This window comes from Spiroplasma endosymbiont of Melieria omissa (assembly GCF_964031175.1).
Classification (GTDB): domain Bacteria; phylum Bacillota_I; class Bacilli_A; order Mycoplasmatales; family VBWQ01; genus Spiroplasma_E; species Spiroplasma_E ixodetis_A.
In genome coordinates, this window is the sequence record NZ_OZ035012.1 from 667,241 (window position 1) to 689,204 (window position 21,964).

The 21,964-nt window shown below is 24.1% G+C and carries 31 protein-coding genes, 1 rRNA gene and 1 pseudogene; 17 read left to right on the top strand and 16 right to left on the bottom strand.

Features of this window, described 5'->3' with window-relative positions:
* Positions 1 to 66: 66 nt before the first annotated feature.
* Together rrf and ACQH26_RS04445 are read left to right on the top strand one after the other, a co-directional pair.
* Positions 67 to 173 (top strand): 5S ribosomal RNA (rrf, locus tag ACQH26_RS04440).
* 102 nt (positions 174 to 275) lie between these two features.
* Entirely contained in the window at positions 276 to 443 is a 168-nt protein-coding gene (locus tag ACQH26_RS04445) for a hypothetical protein (protein WP_425382956.1), read from the top strand.
* 382 nt (positions 444 to 825) lie between these two features.
* Here the strand turns inward: ACQH26_RS04445 and ACQH26_RS04450 are convergent, their stop codons facing one another.
* Positions 826 to 1,623, bottom strand: coding sequence for a Pr6Pr family membrane protein (locus ACQH26_RS04450; RefSeq protein ID WP_425382957.1), 798 nt, complete (start codon positions 1,621 to 1,623; stop codon positions 826 to 828).
* A 417-nt stretch (positions 1,624 to 2,040) separates the two neighbouring features.
* Between ACQH26_RS04450 and ACQH26_RS04455 the strand changes: the two genes are divergently transcribed.
* A complete protein-coding gene (locus tag ACQH26_RS04455; RefSeq protein WP_425382958.1) occupies positions 2,041 to 3,666 on the top strand; it encodes a hypothetical protein in 1,626 nt (541 codons plus the stop codon).
* A 427-nt stretch (positions 3,667 to 4,093) separates the two neighbouring features.
* Here the strand turns inward: ACQH26_RS04455 and ACQH26_RS04460 are convergent, their stop codons facing one another.
* Entirely contained in the window at positions 4,094 to 4,897 is an 804-nt protein-coding gene (locus tag ACQH26_RS04460; protein WP_425382959.1) for a hypothetical protein, read from the bottom strand.
* Positions 4,898 to 5,019: 122 nt separating this feature from the next.
* Here ACQH26_RS04460 and tsaB point away from each other — a divergent pair, with 122 nt between their 5' ends.
* The 8 genes from tsaB to ACQH26_RS04500 all read left to right on the top strand — a co-directional run bounded on the left by tsaB (position 5,020) and on the right by ACQH26_RS04500 (position 9,886).
* Positions 5,020 to 5,601: a tRNA (adenosine(37)-N6)-threonylcarbamoyltransferase complex dimerization subunit type 1 TsaB gene (tsaB, locus tag ACQH26_RS04465; RefSeq protein ID WP_425382960.1), complete on the top strand. Its 582-nt coding sequence runs from the start codon at positions 5,020 to 5,022 to the stop codon at positions 5,599 to 5,601.
* 50 nt (positions 5,602 to 5,651) lie between these two features.
* Positions 5,652 to 6,494: a MurR/RpiR family transcriptional regulator gene (locus ACQH26_RS04470; protein WP_252320354.1), complete on the top strand. Its 843-nt coding sequence runs from the start codon at positions 5,652 to 5,654 to the stop codon at positions 6,492 to 6,494.
* Positions 6,495 to 6,575: 81 nt separating this feature from the next.
* On the top strand, positions 6,576 to 7,337 hold the full coding sequence (locus ACQH26_RS04475; RefSeq protein ID WP_425382961.1) for a fructose PTS transporter subunit IIB: 762 nt from the start codon (positions 6,576 to 6,578) through the stop codon (positions 7,335 to 7,337).
* Positions 7,291 to 7,773, top strand: a complete 483-nt coding sequence (locus tag ACQH26_RS04480) for a hypothetical protein (protein WP_425382962.1) — start codon at positions 7,291 to 7,293, stop codon at positions 7,771 to 7,773. Before ACQH26_RS04475 ends, ACQH26_RS04480 begins: the two co-directional genes overlap by 47 nt.
* Complete coding sequence (locus ACQH26_RS04485; protein WP_425382963.1) at positions 7,767 to 8,159, top strand: PTS transporter subunit EIIC; 393 nt, start codon at positions 7,767 to 7,769, stop codon at positions 8,157 to 8,159. Before ACQH26_RS04480 ends, ACQH26_RS04485 begins: the two co-directional genes overlap by 7 nt.
* A gap of 26 nt (positions 8,160 to 8,185) precedes the next feature.
* Entirely contained in the window at positions 8,186 to 8,479 is a 294-nt protein-coding gene (locus ACQH26_RS04490) for a hypothetical protein (protein ID WP_425382964.1), read from the top strand.
* Positions 8,480 to 8,713: 234 nt separating this feature from the next.
* Positions 8,714 to 8,905 carry a hypothetical protein gene (locus ACQH26_RS04495; RefSeq protein ID WP_425382965.1) on the top strand — a complete coding sequence of 64 codons (192 nt, stop codon included), beginning with the start codon at positions 8,714 to 8,716 and terminating at the stop codon, positions 8,903 to 8,905.
* Positions 8,906 to 8,938: 33 nt separating this feature from the next.
* Entirely contained in the window at positions 8,939 to 9,886 is a 948-nt protein-coding gene (locus ACQH26_RS04500) for a type I phosphomannose isomerase catalytic subunit (RefSeq protein ID WP_425382966.1), read from the top strand.
* 10 nt (positions 9,887 to 9,896) lie between these two features.
* Here ACQH26_RS04500 and ACQH26_RS04505 read toward each other — a convergent pair.
* The 9 genes and pseudogenes from ACQH26_RS04505 to ACQH26_RS04545 form a co-directional block, all read right to left on the bottom strand.
* Positions 9,897 to 10,013: pseudogene (locus ACQH26_RS04505) on the bottom strand (PLP-dependent transferase); the annotation flags it as partial.
* A gap of 6 nt (positions 10,014 to 10,019) precedes the next feature.
* Positions 10,020 to 10,508, bottom strand: coding sequence for an IS630 family transposase (locus ACQH26_RS04510; protein WP_425381862.1), 489 nt, complete (start codon positions 10,506 to 10,508; stop codon positions 10,020 to 10,022).
* 40 nt (positions 10,509 to 10,548) lie between these two features.
* Complete coding sequence (locus ACQH26_RS04515; RefSeq protein WP_425381978.1) at positions 10,549 to 10,908, bottom strand: helix-turn-helix domain-containing protein; 360 nt, start codon at positions 10,906 to 10,908, stop codon at positions 10,549 to 10,551.
* A gap of 112 nt (positions 10,909 to 11,020) precedes the next feature.
* A complete protein-coding gene (locus tag ACQH26_RS04520; RefSeq protein WP_425382878.1) occupies positions 11,021 to 11,464 on the bottom strand; it encodes a hypothetical protein in 444 nt (147 codons plus the stop codon).
* A gap of 119 nt (positions 11,465 to 11,583) precedes the next feature.
* On the bottom strand, positions 11,584 to 11,781 hold the full coding sequence (locus ACQH26_RS04525) for a hypothetical protein (RefSeq protein ID WP_338961342.1): 198 nt from the start codon (positions 11,779 to 11,781) through the stop codon (positions 11,584 to 11,586).
* Positions 11,782 to 11,783: 2 nt separating this feature from the next.
* Positions 11,784 to 12,029 carry a hypothetical protein gene (locus ACQH26_RS04530; protein ID WP_338987609.1) on the bottom strand — a complete coding sequence of 82 codons (246 nt, stop codon included), beginning with the start codon at positions 12,027 to 12,029 and terminating at the stop codon, positions 11,784 to 11,786.
* Complete coding sequence (locus ACQH26_RS04535) at positions 12,029 to 12,283, bottom strand: hypothetical protein (RefSeq protein WP_425382876.1); 255 nt, start codon at positions 12,281 to 12,283, stop codon at positions 12,029 to 12,031. Before ACQH26_RS04535 ends, ACQH26_RS04530 begins: the two co-directional genes overlap by 1 nt.
* Positions 12,284 to 12,384: 101 nt before the next feature.
* The gene (locus ACQH26_RS04540; RefSeq protein ID WP_425382875.1) at positions 12,385 to 12,666 is read right to left on the bottom strand and encodes a hypothetical protein; all 282 of its coding nucleotides are present in this window, start codon (positions 12,664 to 12,666) and stop codon (positions 12,385 to 12,387) included.
* Positions 12,667 to 12,669: 3 nt separating this feature from the next.
* Positions 12,670 to 12,963 (bottom strand): hypothetical protein, encoded by a 294-nt coding sequence (locus tag ACQH26_RS04545; protein ID WP_425382967.1) that lies wholly within the window; start codon positions 12,961 to 12,963, stop codon positions 12,670 to 12,672.
* Positions 12,964 to 13,418: 455 nt separating this feature from the next.
* On the opposite strand from ACQH26_RS04545, the gene ACQH26_RS04550 reads away from it, so the two are divergent.
* Both ACQH26_RS04550 and ACQH26_RS04555 read left to right on the top strand, forming a co-directional pair.
* Complete coding sequence (locus ACQH26_RS04550) at positions 13,419 to 14,306, top strand: IS630 family transposase (RefSeq protein WP_425382094.1); 888 nt, start codon at positions 13,419 to 13,421, stop codon at positions 14,304 to 14,306.
* Positions 14,307 to 14,313: 7 nt separating this feature from the next.
* Positions 14,314 to 15,103 (top strand): IS5 family transposase gene (locus tag ACQH26_RS04555; RefSeq protein WP_425382012.1). Its coding sequence is split into 2 segments (ribosomal slippage): positions 14,314 to 14,574 and positions 14,576 to 15,103, totalling 789 coding nucleotides; the frame shifts between segments, so codons are not numbered across the junction.
* A 7-nt stretch (positions 15,104 to 15,110) separates the two neighbouring features.
* Here the strand turns inward: ACQH26_RS04555 and ACQH26_RS04560 are convergent.
* From ACQH26_RS04560 to ACQH26_RS04570, 3 genes are all read right to left on the bottom strand, one after another.
* The gene (locus ACQH26_RS04560; RefSeq protein WP_425382968.1) at positions 15,111 to 15,581 is read right to left on the bottom strand and encodes a hypothetical protein; all 471 of its coding nucleotides are present in this window, start codon (positions 15,579 to 15,581) and stop codon (positions 15,111 to 15,113) included.
* A 2-nt stretch (positions 15,582 to 15,583) separates the two neighbouring features.
* Positions 15,584 to 15,835, bottom strand: coding sequence for a hypothetical protein (locus ACQH26_RS04565; RefSeq protein ID WP_342265833.1), 252 nt, complete (start codon positions 15,833 to 15,835; stop codon positions 15,584 to 15,586).
* Positions 15,836 to 16,634: 799 nt separating this feature from the next.
* Positions 16,635 to 17,900 (bottom strand): rod shape-determining protein, encoded by a 1,266-nt coding sequence (locus ACQH26_RS04570; RefSeq protein ID WP_425382969.1) that lies wholly within the window; start codon positions 17,898 to 17,900, stop codon positions 16,635 to 16,637.
* 298 nt (positions 17,901 to 18,198) lie between these two features.
* On the opposite strand from ACQH26_RS04570, the gene ACQH26_RS04575 reads away from it, so the two are divergent.
* The 4 genes from ACQH26_RS04575 (at position 18,199) to ACQH26_RS04590 (ending at position 20,498) form a co-directional block, all read left to right on the top strand.
* Positions 18,199 to 18,960 carry a fructose PTS transporter subunit IIA gene (locus ACQH26_RS04575; RefSeq protein ID WP_425382970.1) on the top strand — a complete coding sequence of 254 codons (762 nt, stop codon included), beginning with the start codon at positions 18,199 to 18,201 and terminating at the stop codon, positions 18,958 to 18,960.
* Positions 18,961 to 19,227: 267 nt separating this feature from the next.
* Complete coding sequence (locus tag ACQH26_RS04580; RefSeq protein WP_425381863.1) at positions 19,228 to 19,587, top strand: helix-turn-helix domain-containing protein; 360 nt, start codon at positions 19,228 to 19,230, stop codon at positions 19,585 to 19,587.
* A gap of 40 nt (positions 19,588 to 19,627) precedes the next feature.
* Positions 19,628 to 20,116, top strand: coding sequence for an IS630 family transposase (locus tag ACQH26_RS04585; RefSeq protein WP_425381862.1), 489 nt, complete (start codon positions 19,628 to 19,630; stop codon positions 20,114 to 20,116).
* Positions 20,079 to 20,498, top strand: a complete 420-nt coding sequence (locus ACQH26_RS04590) for a transposase (protein WP_425382971.1) — start codon at positions 20,079 to 20,081, stop codon at positions 20,496 to 20,498. The genes ACQH26_RS04585 and ACQH26_RS04590 overlap by 38 nt, the downstream gene beginning before the upstream one ends.
* A 15-nt stretch (positions 20,499 to 20,513) precedes the next feature.
* On the opposite strand, the gene ACQH26_RS04595 is transcribed toward ACQH26_RS04590, so the two are convergent.
* Together ACQH26_RS04595 and ACQH26_RS04600 are read right to left on the bottom strand one after the other, a co-directional pair.
* Positions 20,514 to 21,503: a hypothetical protein gene (locus tag ACQH26_RS04595; RefSeq protein ID WP_425382972.1), complete on the bottom strand. Its 990-nt coding sequence runs from the start codon at positions 21,501 to 21,503 to the stop codon at positions 20,514 to 20,516.
* Positions 21,454 to 21,870 carry a hypothetical protein gene (locus ACQH26_RS04600; RefSeq protein ID WP_425382973.1) on the bottom strand — a complete coding sequence of 139 codons (417 nt, stop codon included), beginning with the start codon at positions 21,868 to 21,870 and terminating at the stop codon, positions 21,454 to 21,456. Before ACQH26_RS04600 ends, ACQH26_RS04595 begins: the two co-directional genes overlap by 50 nt.
* Between the last annotated feature and the right edge of the window lie 94 nt (positions 21,871 to 21,964).

The window sequence follows — 21,964 nt, forward strand, 5'->3', positions numbered from 1 at the left end:
GCAAATCAAAAGTAATCAAATTTAAAGATGTCTGTTTCTAGTTTTTAGGGAGCAATTGCTAAACTATTTGGTGTCCATGGCGGAGTGGTCACACCTGTTCACATCTCGAACACAGCAGTTAAGCACTCCAGCGGCGAAAATACCAGCAATGGGAAAATAGCACGATGCCAAATTTTTTTGTTTGTGTTAGTATTTAATTTAAATTTTAAATTTTTTTTATGTTAAGATTGAGAGTATTAAAATGTAAAAAAGATTTTAAGAAAAAAAGAGAAAAAATGGATAAGGTTGAAAAGAAATTAGATAAAAAATTATATATTGGAGCTAAAATTGGATTCATAACAAATATTATAAATATTATTTGAAGTGTAATTATTACAATTATTTTAGCAACAGCAAGTAGTGTCATTTTAAAAGTTTTACAAAATATGATCACACTTCATTAACATCAGGAGTTAGTACAATATTTATTGTTGGATTGATTTTTGGACTTTTAATTGCTATTGGATTTTCAATTGCAATAATTATTATGTGCAATAATGTTTTAAAAGGAAATGCTAATAGTGGTTTAGCTGTTGGAATTGTAACTTTGGTTTTAGCAGGTTTTTCTTTAATAGCTATGTTTTCATCAAATTTTAATTTTATTAGTGGTATTAATATTATTTTTTAGGACTTAATATTGCTTCAGGTGTATTATTAATTATTGGTAAATATCTTCCAGTTACTAATAAACCAGAAGAAGTAGTTTCTATGGTAAATGAATAATTAAAAATATTTAATAAATTGTATAAATAAGGCTTTTAATTTTTAAAGCCTTATTTTATTTTTTTATAATTTAAAACCATAAGGATAAGTAATGATTGGAAAATTTGGTTTATCATCATCATGCTTTTTTTTATATTGTATGTTATTAATTCATAAATAAAGGTATTGTAAACCAATACTAATAATTAACAGAAAAATAATAGCAGTAACTAATACTCCTACACCATATTTTTGGTAGTTGAAAAAAAAGTAAGGATAACAAGTATTAATATTTTCTCCTTGTTTAACACGTAGTACACCACGAACCATTACCATTACTACATAAAAACAAGGAGAAAATAAAATAAATCACATATAAAGTTTATGATGATTTTTTAGTGAATAAAAATCACGTCCACATGATAAAGCAAAATTTAAAATCATAACAATTGGCATAATTAGATTTAGAATTATTGTTTTAAATCATAAATAAATATCAGTTCCATATTTACTTCTTTCTTGGCTATTACTAATGATACCTATTCAAAATACTAACATTGTAATTGTAATATAAATAGTAATGCTTAATAAAATATAAAAACTTGGTTTTGAATTTTCTTTAAATTTACTTTCAAATAAAAAAGCAAATAAATAAATGAGTACTAAATAATTAGTTTGAGTTGTAAAATAAAAATAATAAATTGCCAATCTTTCAGTTGGTTTATCAACATTAGGAACAATGAAAGCATTGGGATAATTAATAGTAATTATTAAATCAAAAATTAAGAATAAAGAAATAATAAGTAGACCAAATAAACGTCAAATAAATTTAATAAGATTTCTTTTTTTTAATTGGTATTCACTACTATTTTTTCAATTCATATTTTTTCTCCTATTTATATTAGAATTAAATTTAATTTTTTATTATGATTGAATATGCTACTTATTTAGTATATCAAGTTTTTCCTTATCACTATTAATATTTACTAACTGATTATTTAAAACACTTAATAAGTTAAAAAAAATTAACTTATTAATTATTTAATCTTGATTTTTTGGTAATAAAGTTTATTATTAATGTTAAGGATATAATTTTTATCCTTATAATTTTAATGAATATATAAGTAATTATATAAGTATTAAAATTATATATGTTGATTTAACAAAAAGTTTAATAATTGATTATATATCCTTAGTTTTATTTTATTAAAACTAAGATTTTAAGTATTTAATTAAATATGCTTAATTTAATATTATAATTATAAACACAAATAATAGGTAAAAAAAGGAGTAATCATAATGACAAATTTCTTATCTTTTAGTTTTTTTAAAACTAAAAGTTTTAAAACAATAAGTTTGGCTTTGGCATTATCTCTTACTAGTAGTTTAATGATAGTTACTAATCATCAATCTAATATTAGTACTGTTAATGACAGTAACAAACTTTCTGGGTTTCATATTACTGTTAAGGAAAATAATAAAAATTTAATTAGTGAAGCCAATACTTGAAATTCAATTAATAATAAGTATGAAGATTTTATTAGATTGCATAAAGAAGTAATAACAGAACAATTTAATGATTGATCAGACCTTATTAATAAGGTTAATAATAATTCAAATGATGATATTAGTAAAGAAGTTAATAAGAAATTTAAGGAACAAATCGAAAACAAAGCTAATAATATCTTACCAGATAATGCTATTAAATATTTTACTGATAAAGTTATTGGTCGTAGTGTTGCTAAACAAAGTTTTAATGATATTGCTAGTTTTGGTTATGTTTATGTTGGTTACAATGATAATAGTTTACCAGCACAGATTAACAATGGTATTTTTGCAACGGTAAATCCTAGGGCAGATTTTAATAATTATTTTAGTATTCCTTATATGATTAAACCAAGCGATGATTTTTTAAATAGTCATAAAATCGTTCAAGATCGGTTAGCAATTTTACCACTTAATAATGGTAATCCCAATGATACTAATCAACCAATGTTAGCTATTTTAGCAAAAAATAAAAATGATAAGAATGAACAATTATTAATAAATGATAAAAATGATGAAGTTTTTGATAATGGTTCAATTAGTTATGCAATATTAAATCATAAACCAGACGATCATTTAAAATCAACTAGTTTTAATGTTAGTGTTAAAGATAGTGGCTATAGTAAAACTATTAAGTTAACAAATAATAGTTCAAATATTCAATTTAGTACTATTAGTGATGAAAAAGTTAAAGAAAATCCTGTAATTACACCTCAATATTTAGTTGAAAATAATTCACAAGATAATAAAAATACATTAATAGTTATGAATAAAGCTATTGAGAAAGCTAAAGTAAATATTAGTGATTCACAACAACATTGACTAAAATGAAAAGTTGATTCACAAACTTTACAAAAAGCAAAAAATGATTCAGGAACACCTATTAAAGATGGTGATAATTTAACTCTTAATCAAGGAAGTAATTTTCAAGTTTATTGTATAGGTTTAGATACATCTGACTTACAACGTCAAGCTGCTTCTGAACAATATATTACTGTTTATAGAAGCAATACAAAAATACCTAATTTTCCAAATTGTACTGATTTTTTTGAAAAAACTAATAATTTATTAGCAGGTTTTCAGCAATATTTAATTAGTGCTACTAATAATAGTATTAAAATTGAAGATTTAAAAAATAATGCTGCTGGTGAGTTTTTATCATGATTTATTCAATATCAAGGTGATATTACTAAACAAAATTATGTTAATTATTTACAAAGTAATAATTCAGATCGTCCCTGAGATGTTAATATACCATTAACAACTAAAATGTTAGTTAATAATTGAAATATTATTATCATTTGTGGCTTCATTATTAGTTTTTTAACTATAATTCCAATAGTTGTTGTTATTATTCGTAAAAAGAAATATTTAAAATAAAGTTTATTATTTTTAAGTAGTACTTGTTAAAATACAATATATTATATAAAAATATAAAATGATAAGTGTAAAAAATGTTATTACTTGTTTTTTCTTTTTAGTGAGTTACAATAAAAATGGCAGTTATAAATGTTTAGAAAATATTTAGGTAATGCCGGTTTTAATTTTATACTTGACTTTAAGTCCTTGTATGCTATATATGCTATACAAGGAGTTTTTATATAATTTTAAAATAAAATATATTAAGAAAAAGGAGGAAAAAAATAACAAAATAATATTTAAAAAAATAATATAATTTCAAATTTTACTTTTCACAAATATATATTCCTCCCTACAATTATTTTTCAATATTTTTTAAATAATAAATAATAGTAATAAAGTGTACTAGTTTATAAACTAGTACACTTTATTTATAAATTATTTTACATTAAAAATTTGTATCTCTTAAAGCTGCTATTGGTTTATTATTTTTCTTATAAAGAATATTATTATAAAGAGTAAAAAGTAACATCAAAATTATGTATAAGATTAAAATTGCAAAGATATAAATAAAGAAAGTAGTTAAACTTTTATGAAAATCTAAAAATGGATATGGAAATGAATAATCAATTTCTGTCGTTCCTTTTCTTAAAAAACCAACAAAATTTCCTTTAGCAAGTGCATAACCTAAATATGCAAACATGTAAATAGAAATAATTGGTATTCAAAGATATGTTTGTTTTCCGAGTTTTCAGTAGTATTTATCAGCAGAAAACATAAAATATAAAATCACTATCACTGGTACTATTAAATGTAATAAAAATGTATTTATAAAATTTAATATGCTAATACTATTACTACTATCTAAATTATTTATCATTGGTTTAAATAATACAGCAAAAAATACGATAAGAGTTACGGTAATATAAACAGTAATTGCTAATAAAAATCGCCCAAAAACAAATTGTGCGCGATTGTCATGAAAACGATTTGTTAATACAAAACAAAAGAAAAGAAAAACTAAAAAATTTGATTGAATAGTAAAGGTAGAAATCATTGTTCAAATACCAACTCATGGGCCATCTGGAGTTCATAAATTATGAGGATTAGGTGTTCCAACTGTTATTGGTTTATACTCAATTAAAACTATTGCAAATTGCATTATTAGACCTATAACAGCAATAATTAGTCCAGATCAAAGTAAAAAATCAGAAAATTTACTTTTAAATCCTATATTTTTTCTTATTCCCATATGGATCAACTCACAATTCTATATTTTTTCTATTTTAATTACATTATACATGATATTATAATAAGTATGTAAGATATTAGAAAATTATTAATAGCAACTAAATGAAATAATAAGGTGATGTTATGTATCAATTATATTTAGATACAACAAATAACAAATTAACAGTGGTGATTTTGCAAGGTAATAAAATTTTAGCAAGTTCATCATTTATTGCTTGACAAAAACAAACAGAATTGGCAATTCCAACTATTACTAATTTACTTGTAAAATGTAAAATAAAATTAAAAGATATTTCAAAAGTAGTTATTGCAAATGGTCCTGGCAGTTATACTGGAATTAGAGTAGCAATTACTTTTGTCAAAACACTTAAAGTTTTGAATAGTTTTTTAACGGTTTTTACTATTAATAGTTTATTATTACAGGCAGGATTAATAAAATCAATAAGTGTTTTGTCAGCATACAATAATAAAAGTTATTTGGCAGTATGTAATAATGGAAAAATAATTATTCAGCCGCAATTAGTAGATGAAAATGCTAAAATTGGTATTATTAGTGATTTACTAGATTATAAAATAATTGAAAATTTAGAAAAGTGTAATATTGTGGAAAATTTTCAAAAGTTGTCACCATATTTTATCGAAGTAAAAAACATGGAAGATTTGCAACCATATTATATTAATGATCCATTTTCATCACATAATTAAAAAATAATAATATTTAAATATTTTACATTAGTTTAAAAAGGAGTTTTTACATGCTTATCAATGATAATTTTTGATCTAGAGTATCAAAGGAAGAAAATAATTTCACAAAAAAAGAAAAAGTTCTTATTAACTATATTAATAAGAATAGTCAAAAAATGGATCAAGTTACTATTAGTTCTTTGGCTAAAGAAAATACTGTTGGTTATAGTGTTGTTTATAATTTAATTAAGAAGTTGGGATTTAAAGGTTATCGTGAATTTATCATTAGTTTAGCTGCGCAAGAAACTACTTTCAAAGCTTTAAATCGTGAGTTTTTTGGTGATCGTAGTGTTTTAAAAGAACATTATAAAAAACTGATGGATTTAAATGATTCAACGATTAATTATGAGGAATTACAAAGATTTATTAATTGAATAGATGATAATCGTAAAGCTTGTATTTATTTAGCAGGCATTGGTCATTCTGGTTTAGGTGCGGAGGATTTATCAAATAAATTATATCGGTTTGGTTTACGATCAATCTGTTTAAATAAAGATGATGATAGTATTTTAATGCATGCTTCTTTAATTATTCCAGAAGATGTAATAATTCTTTTTTCATTATCAGGTAAAACCGCTACTATTGTTGAAGCAGCTAAACTTGCTAAAAAGAATAATGCTAAAATTGCAGTTGTTACATCACAAGATAAAACTGAATTAGTGACTTATGCTGATTGAACATTTAATATTGTTTCTTCAGGACTTTATGAAGCACAAGAAATATTTATTTCTCCATTATTTGCTATTACTTATTTTAATGATTTAGTAACAACATATTTATTAAAATCAAAGCATAAAGATTGATATTTAGAAAATAGAATTAAAACTAATAAAGTAATTAAAAAATTTAATTAATTTTTTAAATAAAAAAACTGTTTTTTTAAAATAATAATTTAATATTATGTCATGAATATTTATTAAGTAAGGAGATGAAGTATGTTGTCTAAACAAGATGATATTTTGACAGTAGAACACGTTTTTCTTGAATCTGATTGTAAAACACAAGCAGAAGCTTTTCAAGAAATAGCAACTTCTGCTAAAAAATTAGGTTTTTTGAAAAAAAATATTAGTGAAAAATTACTAGTTAATAGTTTTCTACAAAGAGAAGGAGAAGGAACTACTGGTTTTGGTGATGGTGTTGCTGTGCCGCATGCTCGTAATGAAGATATTGTTAAATCAGGAATTTTTATTATGCGTTTTAAACAACCAATTCCTTGGAAAGCACTAGATGAACAACCCGTTAAAGCAATAATTGCTTTAATTGTGCCACTAAAAAGTGCTGGTAATGAACACTTGGAAATTTTATCAAAAGTGGCACAAAGATTAACAAAACCGGAATTTCAATCAATATTATTTAATTCAAAAGATAAAAAAGTAATTATTCAATCACTAAATATTAATAATAAACCTAATGTTGAAACTAGTAGTAAAACTATTAGTGAAGATATGAAAGGTTCTTCAAAAAAAACTAAAAATATTATAGCAATTACTGCTTGTCCAGTTGGAGTAGCACATACTTATATTGCACAAGATAAATTAGAAATTGCTGCAAAAAATTTAGGCTATAATATTAAAGTTGAAACTCATGGTAGTATTGGTATTAAAGGTGCTTTTACAGCAACTGATATTGCCAATGCTGATTTAGTTATTATTGCAGTATCGGGCCGGTGTTGCAGATTTAAAATTAGAACGTTTTAATAATAAACCATTATATAAAGTAGAAATTAGCAAAGTTATTAAAAATCCTGAAAGTATTGTTAATGATACTTTTGCTAACGCAAAACCTTATGAAATAAACAAGTCAGAATCGGGACAAAAAGGGGAAAAAGAAAATAAATCAAATGATTTATTTACTACTGATAAACAAGGAATTATGAAACATATTATGGCTGGTGTTGGCTATATGGTTCCATTTGTTGTTTTTGGTGGAATTATGTTAGCATTATCAATTGGTATTGCTAAAGCAGTTTATGGTGCTGACTTTGATATTTCCAAGTTACCACATAATCATTTTCTTTATTTTATGAATCAAGCCGGAAGTATTGCTTTTACATTAATGATTCCAATTTTAGCTGGTTTTATCGCTAATTCAATTGCAGGACGTGCTGCCCCGCCTTGGTTCCGGCAATGGTAAGTGCATATGTTGCTAATACAGCAGGATTAGTTTATCCAATTGCTGGTTTAGAGCCAAAGGTTTCTGCTGGATTTTTAGGAGCATTATTAATTGGTCCAAGTGTTGGATATTTAGTAAGATGAATTATTACTTGAAAAGTACCAAAGACTATTGCTCCAATTATGCCAATTTTCTTTATTCCTATTGTAGTAACATTTTTAATTAGTTTCACTTTTATTTATGCAATTGGAGCTCCAATTGGTTGAATAATGGAACAATTTCAAAATGGGTTAACCCACATGCCACGTGAAGCAATGGCAGCAATTGGAATGTTGCTAGGAGCCATGATTGGATTTGATATGGGTGGTCCAATTAACAAAGTTGCTTTTTTAGCAGCTTCACGATAACTGCTGATCCTAGTTCACAATTATTTATGGGAGCAGTAGGTGCAGCTATTCCTGTTGCACCACTTGGAATGGGTTTAACAACTTTGATTTTTCGTAAATTCTTTAATGAAAGTGAACGTACATTAGGTTTAACAGCAATGTTAATGGGGTGTATTGGTATTTCTGAAGGTGCGATTCCTTTTACAGTAAGAGATCCAAAACGTGCTATTATTAGTAATATTATTGGTAGCGCTGTTGCTGGTAGTATTGCTGGTGCTTTCTTATTAACTGATGCTGCAGGTCATGGTGATCCTATTGTTGCTATCTTAGAACCTGTTTAGGATCTTTTTAATAGAATTTAACTAAAACAAGAAATAATCATTTATAAATAGGTACTTAACCAATAATTTATTTTCTTTTTCATTTTTTTGTTAAAAAGATTTTATCATTTGAAAACTTATCGATTAAAAATCTATTTTTTATTATAAAATAACCATTATAATATAAATTTTATTAAAAATTAATCAAAAAAGATCCTAAACAGGTTCTTAGGTGCAGTTAGTTCAGTTAATTATGTGCTTTGGGTAAGTATTCTTTTATTCTTTTTAGCCATTATTGTTGGAAGTATTGTTACTTGTTTAGTATATGGTGGATTATTAATTATTCAATCACGTAATATTAAGGTTTTTAAATTAATGAATGAAAGAATCATGAAAATATTTAATAGTAAAAAATCTAAATCTAAAAATAGTAAAAATAAAGTTTAATTGAACAAATAATCAAAGTTTAGGAGAGTGAATATGAATAATAGCACATCACAAATAATTTTTTTAAAACCTGCTTTTATTCGCAAATTATGAGGTAGTCAAAAATTAGCACACAAATTTAATTTTGATTTACCTAAAAATACACCAATTGGTGAAGCATGATTAGTTAGTGCTCATCCCAATGGAATGAGTTATGTTTTAAATGGCGAGTATAAAGGATTAAGTTTAGCAGAATTGTTTAAACAGCAACCCAGTTTATTTGCTAATCTTGATAGTTCAGGTAATGTGATTAATAAAGAATATCCGTTATTAACAAAAATTTTAAACGCAAATGATAGTTTAAGCGTTCAAATTCACCCTGATGATAAATTCGCAGAAAAAAATCATCAATGTTTAGGAAAAACTGAATGTTGGTATATATTAGAATGTTTACCCAAAGGTAAAGTTATTTTGGGTCATAATGCTAAAACCAAAGATCAGTTTAATCAATGATTGGTAAAAGAACAATGACATAAACTATTAAAATATATTCCAATTAAAAAAGATCAATTTATTTATGTTCCTTCTCTAAAAATTCATGGCTTATTGGCACATACTATGGTTTTTGAACTACAACAATCATCAGATATTACATATCGTTTATATGATTATGGTCGTAAAGATGAACTTGGTAATTTACGAAATTTGCATTTGAAAGAAGCATCAACTATTGTTTTAGCTCCTGATTTAAATAGTAGTGAAGCTAATGGTCATGATAATTATTTAGTTGATAATAAGTTTTTTAAGTTAATTAAATTAATTAATGAGGGAATTAAGCATTATAGTTACCCTAATACTAGATGATTGCAAATCTCAGTATTGGATGGTAATGGTATAATTGATGATACTAGTATTAAAAAAGGTGACTCATTTATTTTACCAAATGGTTATACTGATTTTTGTTTAAGTGGAAACATGTTATTGATGGTTGCATATTGCTAATAAATAATTATTATAGTTTTTTTAATGCTTGTTCCAAATCATTTCACAAATCTTCAACATATTCAATACCAATTGAAAGACGAACAAGACCTTCTGAAATATTTGCATCTGCTAATTCTTGTGCATTATATAGCTAACTAAAGTAATGTTTACTCATATCTTGAAAAACAAAATCAATCGCTTTTTTAATATTTGGTCAATAATTTGGTAATATTTTTCTTATATTATGTTTTATAGCAAATCAAAAATGTTCAATTGGATTTAAATTAGGAGAATATGGCGGAAGAAATAATAGTTTGCATCCAGCATTTTCAATTAATTGTTGTGTTAATTTAGATTTATGAAACGTTGCATTATCTAAAACTATAATTTGTCCACGCTTTAATACTGGAATTAGTTTATTTTTAACATATGATTCAAAAATTTTACTATTGCAATGTCCTTCAAATGCTCATAAGGCTTTTAATTTACCTTTATTTAGTGAACCAATTATACTCATTCTCTTTATTTTATATGCGGGTTTATTATCAAATAATCTTTTACCTTTTTCAGATCAACCATATTTATAAAATTCATTATCATCAATTCCAGATTCATCAATATATACTAAATCTTCATTCATTATTTTAGCTATTTCTTTTAAAAAATCTTCTTGTTTATTTTTATCTCTTTGTTCATATAGAAAAGTTTTTTTTATATGTATAATTTAGTTTTTTAAAATAGTTATAAACTGTTTCTTTAGTCATATTTCCAAATTTATCAATTACTTTTTGAACTGTAACATCTTTATTTTCTGCTAAATAATTTTTTAATTCATCTAAATCCTTTATTTTGTGGCTATGTCCTTTTTGATAATTCAAAATTGGTTTTATATGCCCAGTTTCTTTTTTTCTTTTTTTTCATAAAAATAAAGTCTTTCTAGTGATATTGAACACTTTACAAATTTCTTTAATTTTCATATTTTTATTTTCATAAGCTTCTATTACTTTTCTTCGTAAGTCTTCACTGTATGGTTTTGGCATAATTTAATCTTCCTAATCTATTTTAATTATTGCTGAATTGTACTTTTAAATTCAAAAACTGTTTAAATTACATATTATTATTATTTTACATTATTTATGAGTAAATATTACTTTAGTTAGCTATACCATAAGCATTTAAACTAATATATGTATCTCAATCCATTAATGACTGATTTTCTTGTTTATTTAATAGTAATCATGGAAGACCCTCAGTTGTAGTTGTAGTAGTTATTGGCATTGGTGTTGTTGGAATAATTGGAGTAATATTATTCTTTGTTCATTTACTATAATTTGCTAATCCAATTGTTCCTAAACCTAATAATATTTTTTTAGAACTATTAATTAATTTAGTTTTAGTATTTGGTCTTTGATTTAAATTTCAAATATCTAAACCTAATTTTTTACCAAATAATAAACTATTAATTGAACCTAATACTGGATTTACAATTACTTGACCATAATAAGCACTTGTACCAATCATTGCACAAATTGGGCTTATACCAGTTCTAATTAATTTAGTTAAAGTATAATTTGATTGTGTATTTTCGTTTGGCATTTTAATCTCCTTTATTTGTTTTTATTAGTTCTCTTATAACATCTAGTAAAGAATCTACTACATAAGAATTTAATTCAAATTCATAATTTCTAATTTTAATTTTTTCCTTTTTCATTTGTTTATTCTCCTTTAATTTGTTTTAAATCATTTAATAGTTCTATAAATTTATTCATGTATTCTGAATAATAATCAATCATTAAATAATTATCATTTCAATTAAACATTACACATGTGTCACTTGTACAAAATTCAACATTATCAATAAAAAATAATTTTTCATCTACATTTCATTTAATTAAAAATTCGCGTTTAGTCATGGTTATTCTCTTTCTATTTCTAATTTTTTAATTGTTACTTTAATTCAACCTTGATAAACATCATTATCACCAACTATTAATGCAACATTACTTTCTGGGTCAGAAACAATTATGTGTTTTGATTTAACATTTGGGTATTGTCTTAAAATAATTGCTCTAATATCATTACTTGTATGAATTGCTTTTGGAAATGGTGATAATATTTCAATTTCATCTTTATTTTCAAATAAAGTAGGCAATATAATCATTAATTAAATTCTCCATTTTCTATAAACTCAATTACTTTATAATAAGCAGTAAGTTTACCTGCTTCTTTTAATGAATCACATAAACAAATACTAATTTGCTTATTCAATCAGATAATTAATTTTTCATTATATTTATTAATTACTTTTTGTTTAAACTCTTCTCTTAATTTTTCTATATTATATAAATGTTCTTCTGTTATTTCTTTATTACGTTTTTTATTATATTCATTAATAATTTCTTGGTCTTTATTCACTCTATTTCTCCTTATTTTTAGTTAAATTATTAACTATTATTTCTAAACATTTCATACATCAATTTTTACTTAATCAGATTCTTTTATTACATTTTTTACATTTATTCATTATTAAATTCACCATTAATTATTTTTTGTAATAAAATATCAAGTACTAAATCTATTTCTGTACCATTATAGAATTTTTGTTGTTTTTTAATATAATTAATTATTTTTTCTTTATATTCATTAATATAATTTTCTTTTCTTTTTTCATTAATAGCATCTACTATATCTTGACAAAAATAACAATATAAACGCATGTTATTATTTGGGTTTGGTTTTTTATTAGTTAAAACTTTACATCTTTTTCCTGTATTATCTACATAATCACATCTAGTCATTATTTATTCCTTTCATTTTTTAAATCATTTAACATTAATTGAACAAAATGCACGATTTTTTGGAATATTTAAAGTATTAAAGATTTGACCAGTTACTATAATTTTATCGTTTTTGTTTAATAAAATACATCGTTTATAAAATTTTGGGTTATTAAAAATTAAAGTAACATAGTTTAATCCATTTCATTGACCACGAACACTATAATATAATTCTTTATTACCTTTTTCATGATATTTTGCTTCAATAGTGTTACTCATTTTTACTCTTAATCTAACATAATTTGCTTTATTTTTCATTTTTATAATTCCTTATAATTGGGTTTGCTTATACGCATCTTGTTCATGTTTTGTTAATTTTATATTTCCTTTATAATTTGGTATTTTTGTTTTATTTTTTGGATGGTTTTCTTGATAATCTCAATTCATAATATCTTGTACTAATACCATTAATGCACCAATAATTTTAGGTGTTGCTAAGGGATTGGTTAATAATTGTTTTGGGTTTAAATAAAAATTTTCTACACTTACTAATACTTTTTCATTATGAGTTGAAATTTCCTTATAAGAACCTGTTTAGAATCTTTTCGAAAATAATGTAAAATGATTATATATTTTAAAATCAGAGGTATATATAGCTAACTAAAGTAATATTTACTCATAAATAATGTAAAATAATAATATGTAATTTAAACAGTTTTTGAATTTAAAAGTACAATTCAGCAATAATTAAAATAGATTAGGAAGATTAAATTATGCCAAAACCATACAGTGAAGACTTACGAAGAAAAGTAATAGAAGCTTATGAAAGTAAAAATATGAAAATTAAAGAAATTTGTAAAGTGTTCAATATCACTAGAAAGACTTTATTTTTATGAAGAAAAAGAAAAAAAGAAACTGGGCATATAAAACCAATTTTGAATTATCAAAAAGGACATAGCCACAAAATAAAGGATTTAGATGAATTAAAAAATTATTTAGCAGAAAATAAAGATGTTACAGTTCAAAAAGTAATTGATAAATTTGGAAATATGACTAAAGAAACAGTTTATAACTATTTTAAAAAACTAAATTATACATATAAAAAAACTTTTCTATATGAACAAAGAGATAAAAATAAACAAGAAGATTTTTTAAAAGAAATAGCTAAAATAATGAATGAAGATTTAGTATATATTGATGAATCTGGAATTGATGATAATGAATTTTATAAATATGGTTGATCTGAAAAAGGTAAAAGATTATTTGATAATAAACCCGCATATAAAATAAAGAGAATGAGTATAATTGGTTCACTAAATAAAGGTAAATTAAAAGCCTTATGAGCATTTGAAGGACATTGCAATAGTAAAATTTTTGAATCATATGTTAAAAATAAACTAATTCCAGTATTAAAGCGTGGACAAATTATAGTTTTAGATAATGCAACGTTTCATAAATCTAAATTAACACAACAATTAATTGAAAATGCTGGATGCAAACTATTATTTCTTCCGCCATATTCTCCTAATTTAAATCCAATTGAACATTTTTGATTTGCTATAAAACATAATATAAGAAAAATATTACCAAATTATTGACCAAATATTAAAAAAGCTATTGATTTTGTTTTTCAAGATATGAGTAAACATTACTTTAGTTAGCTATATTATGCATAAAAATTATCCAAGTCATGTCACCAAAGAACAATTTGAGAACATAAAATCAATTTTAGAAAATAGCAAAAAGAAAACAAAACCAAGAAGTTTAGATTTATATGAAGTATTTTGTGCAATTTTATATGTATTAAAAAGTGGTTGTCAATGAAGAATGCTACCAAAAAATTTTCCAAAATGACAAACTGTATATTATTATTTTCAAATTTGAAGTAAAAATAACGGTAAAGAAGCTAGTGTATGGCAATTAATTTTAAAAAAAATTGGTTAAAAAAGTTCGTATCAACAATAATCGCAAAGAACAAACTAGTTTTTGTATAATTGATTCGCAAAGTGTTAAAAATACAGATACTACTGAAAATAAAGGTTATGATGCTGGTAAAAAGATTTCAGGAATAAAGCGTCATATTATTGTTGATTCTCAAGGTTTACCACATGCAATTTACATAACCACAGCAGAAAAAACAGATCGTAATAGCGCTATAATAATGATTGAAAATGAAAAAGAAAATCTTTCTGCAGTTCAAAAAATAATAGTAGATGCTGGTTATACTGGTGAAAAATTTGCTTCTGAAATCAAAACAATCATAAATGCAAATGTTGAAATTATAAAACGCAATGAACTACATACTTTTGTAGTATTACCAAAAAGATGAATTGTAGAACGAAGCTTTGCTTGATTAGAAAAATACAGAAGATTATGAAAAAATTGTGAAAGAAAACTAAATACTAGTTTACAAATGGTTGTTCTTTCCTTTATTTCAGTTTTATTAAAAAGATTCTAAACAGGTTCTAAGAAGTAACTATATAATTAATTGCTAAGTCATTCTTATTACATGGATTATTTATTTTAAAGCCTTTTCTGTTTTCTTCTCACGTAATGTTATATTTAAAACAAGGATTATTAATGTTTGTTTTGTTATCAGTTATTTCACCCATAAATCAACTATTATGCTGTTCATAAAATGTTAGTGGTTCAAGTTTTATATCATTAAGATAGTATTCTTTTGGAGCAGTTGGTTTATTAACAGTTATTTTTTGTTCAGAAATATATGGTTCTAATAATTTTATTAATTCATTACCACTTAATTCTCTTTTAATATTTTCTAAATTAAAAACTCAATATGTATAACTGTTATCAACAATAAAAGAATTATTTTTAATCATTCATTTTGGAAGCGATAATTTATATTCAACATAATCAATAAGAATAGATTGTGGTTTATCTTTTACAATTTGTTCTTTTTTAAATTCTATTTGCATAATTAATCACTTCTACATCAATCACAAACATATCCAAATGGTTTTGTATAATCCAAATGTTCATCAATATCATAATCATCTTCAAATTTTCTAATATCATGTTGTTCTGCTTCTAATTCTGTTTTAAAGCGATAAAGCATTTGGATTTTGTCATCTTCATATAATTCATTACATTCAACACATCTTTTTCTTCTTTTTTTAATTTTTTTATCAATCTTTCTTAGTGCTTCATAATCAAGAATTTCTATTGCCATAATAATCCTTTCCTAATATGTTCTGTTGCTTCTAGCATAAAGAACATATATTTTGTTTTTTAGATTATTAATACTACTATTATTAGTTTTATTCATTCCATCAATTCTGGGCTCAAAAATTTTTTCAAAAAAAATAAAAAATAAAACCAACACTTGCTCACTGGAGAGTGGCAAGGTTGGTTAAATAAAGAATAGAATTAATATAATAGGTCCCTACAACAGGTCTATATATACTAGTTTCCAATTCGCTCCCACCCCAAGAATTACCATTAATGGTTAGTATATTTTATTAGGTATCACTCCACTTATTATTTATCCATGCAAGTCCACATGCTAGCCACTATTTTGAACAACTGTGTTATGGTTCACTTTTTTAATTCCTTAACACGTGTTGATAATAGTATTAAAGAAAGTTATTAAAAATTTTAAAATTTTACAATTACAAAAAAAAGACAAGATTATTTCTTGCCTTTTTCCTTAATAACTTTGAGAATAATTTTTATTTTTTTTAAATGTATATTTTTTTAAATACGTCGAATATAAATTTAAATTTAAGGGTTAAAGAGAGTAATTTTGTCTAATTTTTCATTATTTTTCAAATAATTCATTTTTGGAAATAAGTTACTAATATGATAATTAATTATTTCGTAAATTTGACAACCGTCCCAAATTGAAATGTATCAAATGTTATGAAATACGAATGTTTTTCTTTTGAATCAGGAATTGATAACTCAAAAAAATTACCAAAGTTTAAAAAAATTTTTAATAATTTAAATTAATTTAAGATTTTTATAGTTTTTTATCCTAAATCTTCGTCTTTTGTTAGAATTTCGCGGTTAGGATTTTGTTCAGCTATTAATTGTTTGTAAATTGTATCACGATATTTTACACAACCATCAATAACATTATCTAAAGGATTTTGAGCAACACGTACTTCAAAGATATCTCCCTCATATTTTTGACGAATTGGTTTTGTACCTTTATCAGTTTTAACTTCAATATAATATTCTTTTGCTAATTCTTCTTGAATAAATTTATCAACTTTTTTAATATAAGCTCCACCACCACAAATTGTGATTCCCTTACCTTTTTTCTTTAAATCACTAATACTTCCAGCAGCTTTGTCACCAGAAGTTCTTAGTACTCTACGAATGGCTGGAATAATATGTTCTTTGAATTGAACTTGCATAACATTTTCACGAATTTCTTCTGGTGTAATTTCAATAGTTTTAGAAATTGACATTGTTTCTCCTGGCTGAGAATTTAATCTAGGTAATGAAAAACCCGAAATTATGTATGGTTTTTCATCTTGATATTTCATAAGTGAGCCAATATTTTTAATAACATCTTCAGCTTCTTTTATTCCAACTTTTAAGGCATGTTTTTTTATAGTATATTCTTGAACTTTTTGTATTAAATAGTCACCAGCACAATGTGTTGTATATGAATACAATATTGAATTATTACTAATAATAGCAACATCAGTACTGCCACCACCAATATCAATGCACATAATTGCACTTCCAAAAATATCTTGCCCTGAACCTAAGGCTGCCATTTTTACTTCTTCTTGTACAAATCCACGGAGCGCTCCTAAACGATATACAATATTTTCTAAAGCTTCTTTTTGTACTGAATTAATTTCACTTGGTGTTGCCATCAACACAATCAAGTTACGATTTTTATCTAATTTTTCATCTTTTTTTATAGAGTTGTTTTTACTTTGTTTTAAATCTTTAATTTCAAGTCTAAAATCTTGAAAAATTTTAGTAAGAATACGTTGTAAAGCATCTGGATCAGCAATATTACCATCACGAACTGGACGTTTAATAATAACGTTTTCATTTGTTTTGTCAGTTAAAGCCTTAGCCTCTTCGCCGTAAAGAATTCTATTTTTTTCATAGTCTTCAGCTAAATAGGTTGGAGCATCATATCTAAGACCTATATTAATATGTCTAGCTTTAAAGTTTTCTGTTCCAATATCTAAAGCTAATCATTGATAATCAGTTATTGATTTAAGTTTGTTATTTTTCTGATTTAAATTTTCTTTTCTTGTTTTAAACATTTCTCTAATTTTCCCTTTCTTTAAATACTTAAATTTTATCTAAATTAATTTTACATGATTTTATAAATAAGTTATTTATATTAATTTATAAGAAAATATGAGATTAATGTTGATAATTTTTATTTATTATATTTTTGTTTAAAAAACAGCAAAAACTTTGAAGTATGCAATATATCTAATTTTATAAATATTAAATTTAATTGAATAAATAGTTAAAAATATATTTTAATTATCTGAAAAAATCTCTGGTTTTTATTAAAAAAAGGAGATAAAATAATCATTGGAAAGGAAGGTAAAATTGAAAATAACTAATGATTTATTAAACAACTCACATATTATTTTTGAATCTAATATTAAAAATCAAATAGAAGCACTAACTAAAATTACTGATTTGGCATTTTCATTAGGTTATATTACTAATCGTGATGAATTACTAAAAGCATTTCTTGCTCGTGAGCAAGAATCATCAACAGGTTTTGAAGGTGGAATTGCAATTCCACACGCTAGAATTAAATCAATTAAAAAACCTGCAATTCTAATATTATGTAATAATAATGGTATTGACTGAAAAGCAATAGATGGACAATTAACAACTTTTATTATTGCTTTAATAATTCCTGAAACACAAGCAGAAAATTTACATTTAGATATTTTAAGTACACTTGCAATTAAACTTGTAAATGAAGATTTTCGTAAAAAATTAAAAAATGCAAAAAATTCACAAGAAATAATATCGCTTATTAATGATGAAACAGTTAAAAATAGTACTAAAAAAGAAATAAAAACAATGAAAAATAAGGAAACAAAAAAAATTGTTGGAGTTTCTTCTTGTACAACTGGAGTAGTTCATACTTACATGTGTAAAGAATTATTAGAAACCGCAGGAAAAGAACTAGGCTATCAAGTACATATTGAATGTCAAGGTCAAAAAGGACCAGAATATGTACTAACAGAACAAGAAATTAAAGAAGCGGATGTCGTTATTTTAGCAACAGATGTTGCAATTGACTTAGAACGTTTTATTGGTAAAAAACATATACTTGTGGTACAAAACCAGTAGTTAAAGATGCTAAACAAACTATTAAAGAAAGTTTAACAAAAGCAAAAATATACGGTGAAACCAATGGAAATAGTGGTGATTTCATTTTAAATGCTTCGAAAGGTAAACCAGCAATTTTAAAACATTTATTAAGTGGAGTATCATATATAGCTAACTAAAGTAATATTTACTCATAAATAATGTAAAATAATAATATGTAATTTAAACAGTTTTTGAATTTAAAAGTACAATTCAGCAATAATTAAAATAGATTAGGAAGATTAAATTATGCCAAAACCATACAGTGAAGACTTACGAAGAAAAGTAATAGAAGCTTATGAAAGTAAAAATATGAAAATTAAAGAAATTTGTAAAGTGTTCAATATCACTAGAAAGACTTTATTTTTATGAAGAAAAAGAAAAAAAGAAACTGGGCATATAAAACCAATTTTGAATTATCAAAAAGGACATAGCCACAAAATAAAGGATTTAGATGAATTAAAAAATTATTTAGCAGAAAATAAAGATGTTACAGTTCAAAAAGTAATTGATAAATTTGGAAATATGACTAAAGAAACAGTTTATAACTATTTTAAAAAACTAAATTATACATATAAAAAAAACTTTTCTATATGAACAAAGAGATAAAAATAAACAAGAAGATTTTTTAAAAGAAATAGCTAAAATAATGAATGAAGATTTAGTATATATTGATGAATCTGGAATTGATGATAATGAATTTTATAAATATGGTTGATCTGAAAAAGGTAAAAGATTATTTGATAATAAACCCGCATATAAAATAAAGAGAATGAGTATAATTGGTTCACTAAATAAAGGTAAATTAAAAGCCTTATGAGCATTTGAAGGACATTGCAATAGTAAAATTTTTGAATCATATGTTAAAAATAAACTAATTCCAGTATTAAAGCGTGGACAAATTATAGTTTTAGATAATGCAACGTTTCATAAATCTAAATTAACACAACAATTAATTGAAAATGCTGGATGCAAACTATTATTTCTTCCGCCATATTCTCCTAATTTAAATCCAATTGAACATTTTTGATTTGCTATAAAACATAATATAAGAAAAATATTACCAAATTATTGACCAAATATTAAAAAAGCGATTGATTTTGTTTTTCAAGATATGAGTAAACATTACTTTAGTTAGCTATAAAATAAAGAGAATGAGTATAATTGGTTCACTAAATAAAGGTAAATTAAAAGCCTTATGAGCATTTGAAGGACATTGCAATAGTAAAATTTTTGAATCATATGTTAAAAATAAACTAATTCCAGTATTAAAGCGTGGACAAATTATAGTTTTAGATAATGCAACGTTTCATAAATCTAAATTAACACAACAATTAATTGAAAATGCTGGATGCAAACTATTATTTCTTCCGCCATATTCTCCTAATTTAAATCCAATTGAACATTTTTGATTTGCTATAAAACATAATATAAGAAAAATATTACCAAATTATTGACCAAATATTAAAAAAGCGATTGATTTTGTTTTTGAAGATATGAGTAAACATTACTTTAGTTAGCTATATATACTGTTTTTATATAGTAAATGAGCGTGGCTTTGAAAGAAATGATTGTTCAAACTCTGTTTTAAGAATTGAGCTACTAATTCCACTATCCAAAGAATTTGTACCCTCACAATAGTTATTGAATGTTCCATAGTTATTTCTTGGTTTAGTAGTAGATCCAAAATTACTATCTACTTTCTGCTCTTCAACAGCATCAAAAAATTCTTCATCACTTTCAAAATATAGTTCTGATTTTTCAAAATTTCATTCTTCTTCATTACATAATTGTCCAATAACACTAGAAAATTCTTCAATACTTTCTAATTCACTAAAAACATCTACCAAACAAGAATCATTAATAGAGGATTGACATGATGTTACTGATTGTTCAATATTACCATTATTTTGTTGATAACCAGTTCATCTTTTAATAGTATCTAAAACAGTACTCAGTTTTGGAAGAAATGGTATTCTTTCTTTATTAACCATACAATTAAGTAAAGATGAAACTAGAGAAAGAGTTATACCACCAATAACTTTTGGAGCATCTGTTGACAGTTTTTTTCAAGTAAATTCTTGATTAGATATATAATTCTCAGTACCTCATGTTATAGCCATTGATATTGGTGTTATAAAAAATAATGGTAAAATATTTTTATAAAAAAAATTACTATTTTCATCACTATTTTGTTCACTATTAAGAAGTTGATTTTCTATATCATTAATATTGTTATTAAATAAACTTTTAACTTTTTCTCAACCTAATTTTATTACTTTTTCTATCCTAGAAATGATTGCACCATGAAAAGTCATATTTAACACATAACTAGTAAATTCAATAGTTGTCTGTCCAAGAATTTCCATTGAAATTCAACTATCTAAAATATTATTAGAAGCTCTATCCAAAATTACACCAGAATAACTTAAAAATAATAAGAAAGGAATAACTTTTATTATTTCTTTTCCTACATTAATATAATTTTCTTTTCTTTTTTCATTTATGTATAACTCAATTTTCAATATTTTCGATTGAATCAAAAATAAAAGGCTCAATAGCTGTATCACAACCAATAAGTATACCACTAAATATCAAACTATCCTTAATAGTTTGTCAATTTCATGGTGTTTTAGCAACAGTAGTACTAATTATCATTTGAGCAGTGATATTACCAGAAAGAGCAACAATAAAAGTAATATTTTTACCTAAAAGTTTAGTTATTTTTGATAAATATTTGTTTTCTTTAATAGCAGTTTCTTCAAAAATAGATATTGTACTACTATTAGATATGCTAGAAAAATCACCACTTGAACCCAATAAACTTATTGCACTATCATCAGACATTCTACGAATATTAGGATTTTGATTACCTGTAAATAAAGGAGACATTTTAAACACTTCTTTCATATATAATAATATTTTTTTAAGTTGCTACTTTTTTAAAATAAAAAGTAGCTTACAGTAATATAATTATTACGTGAAA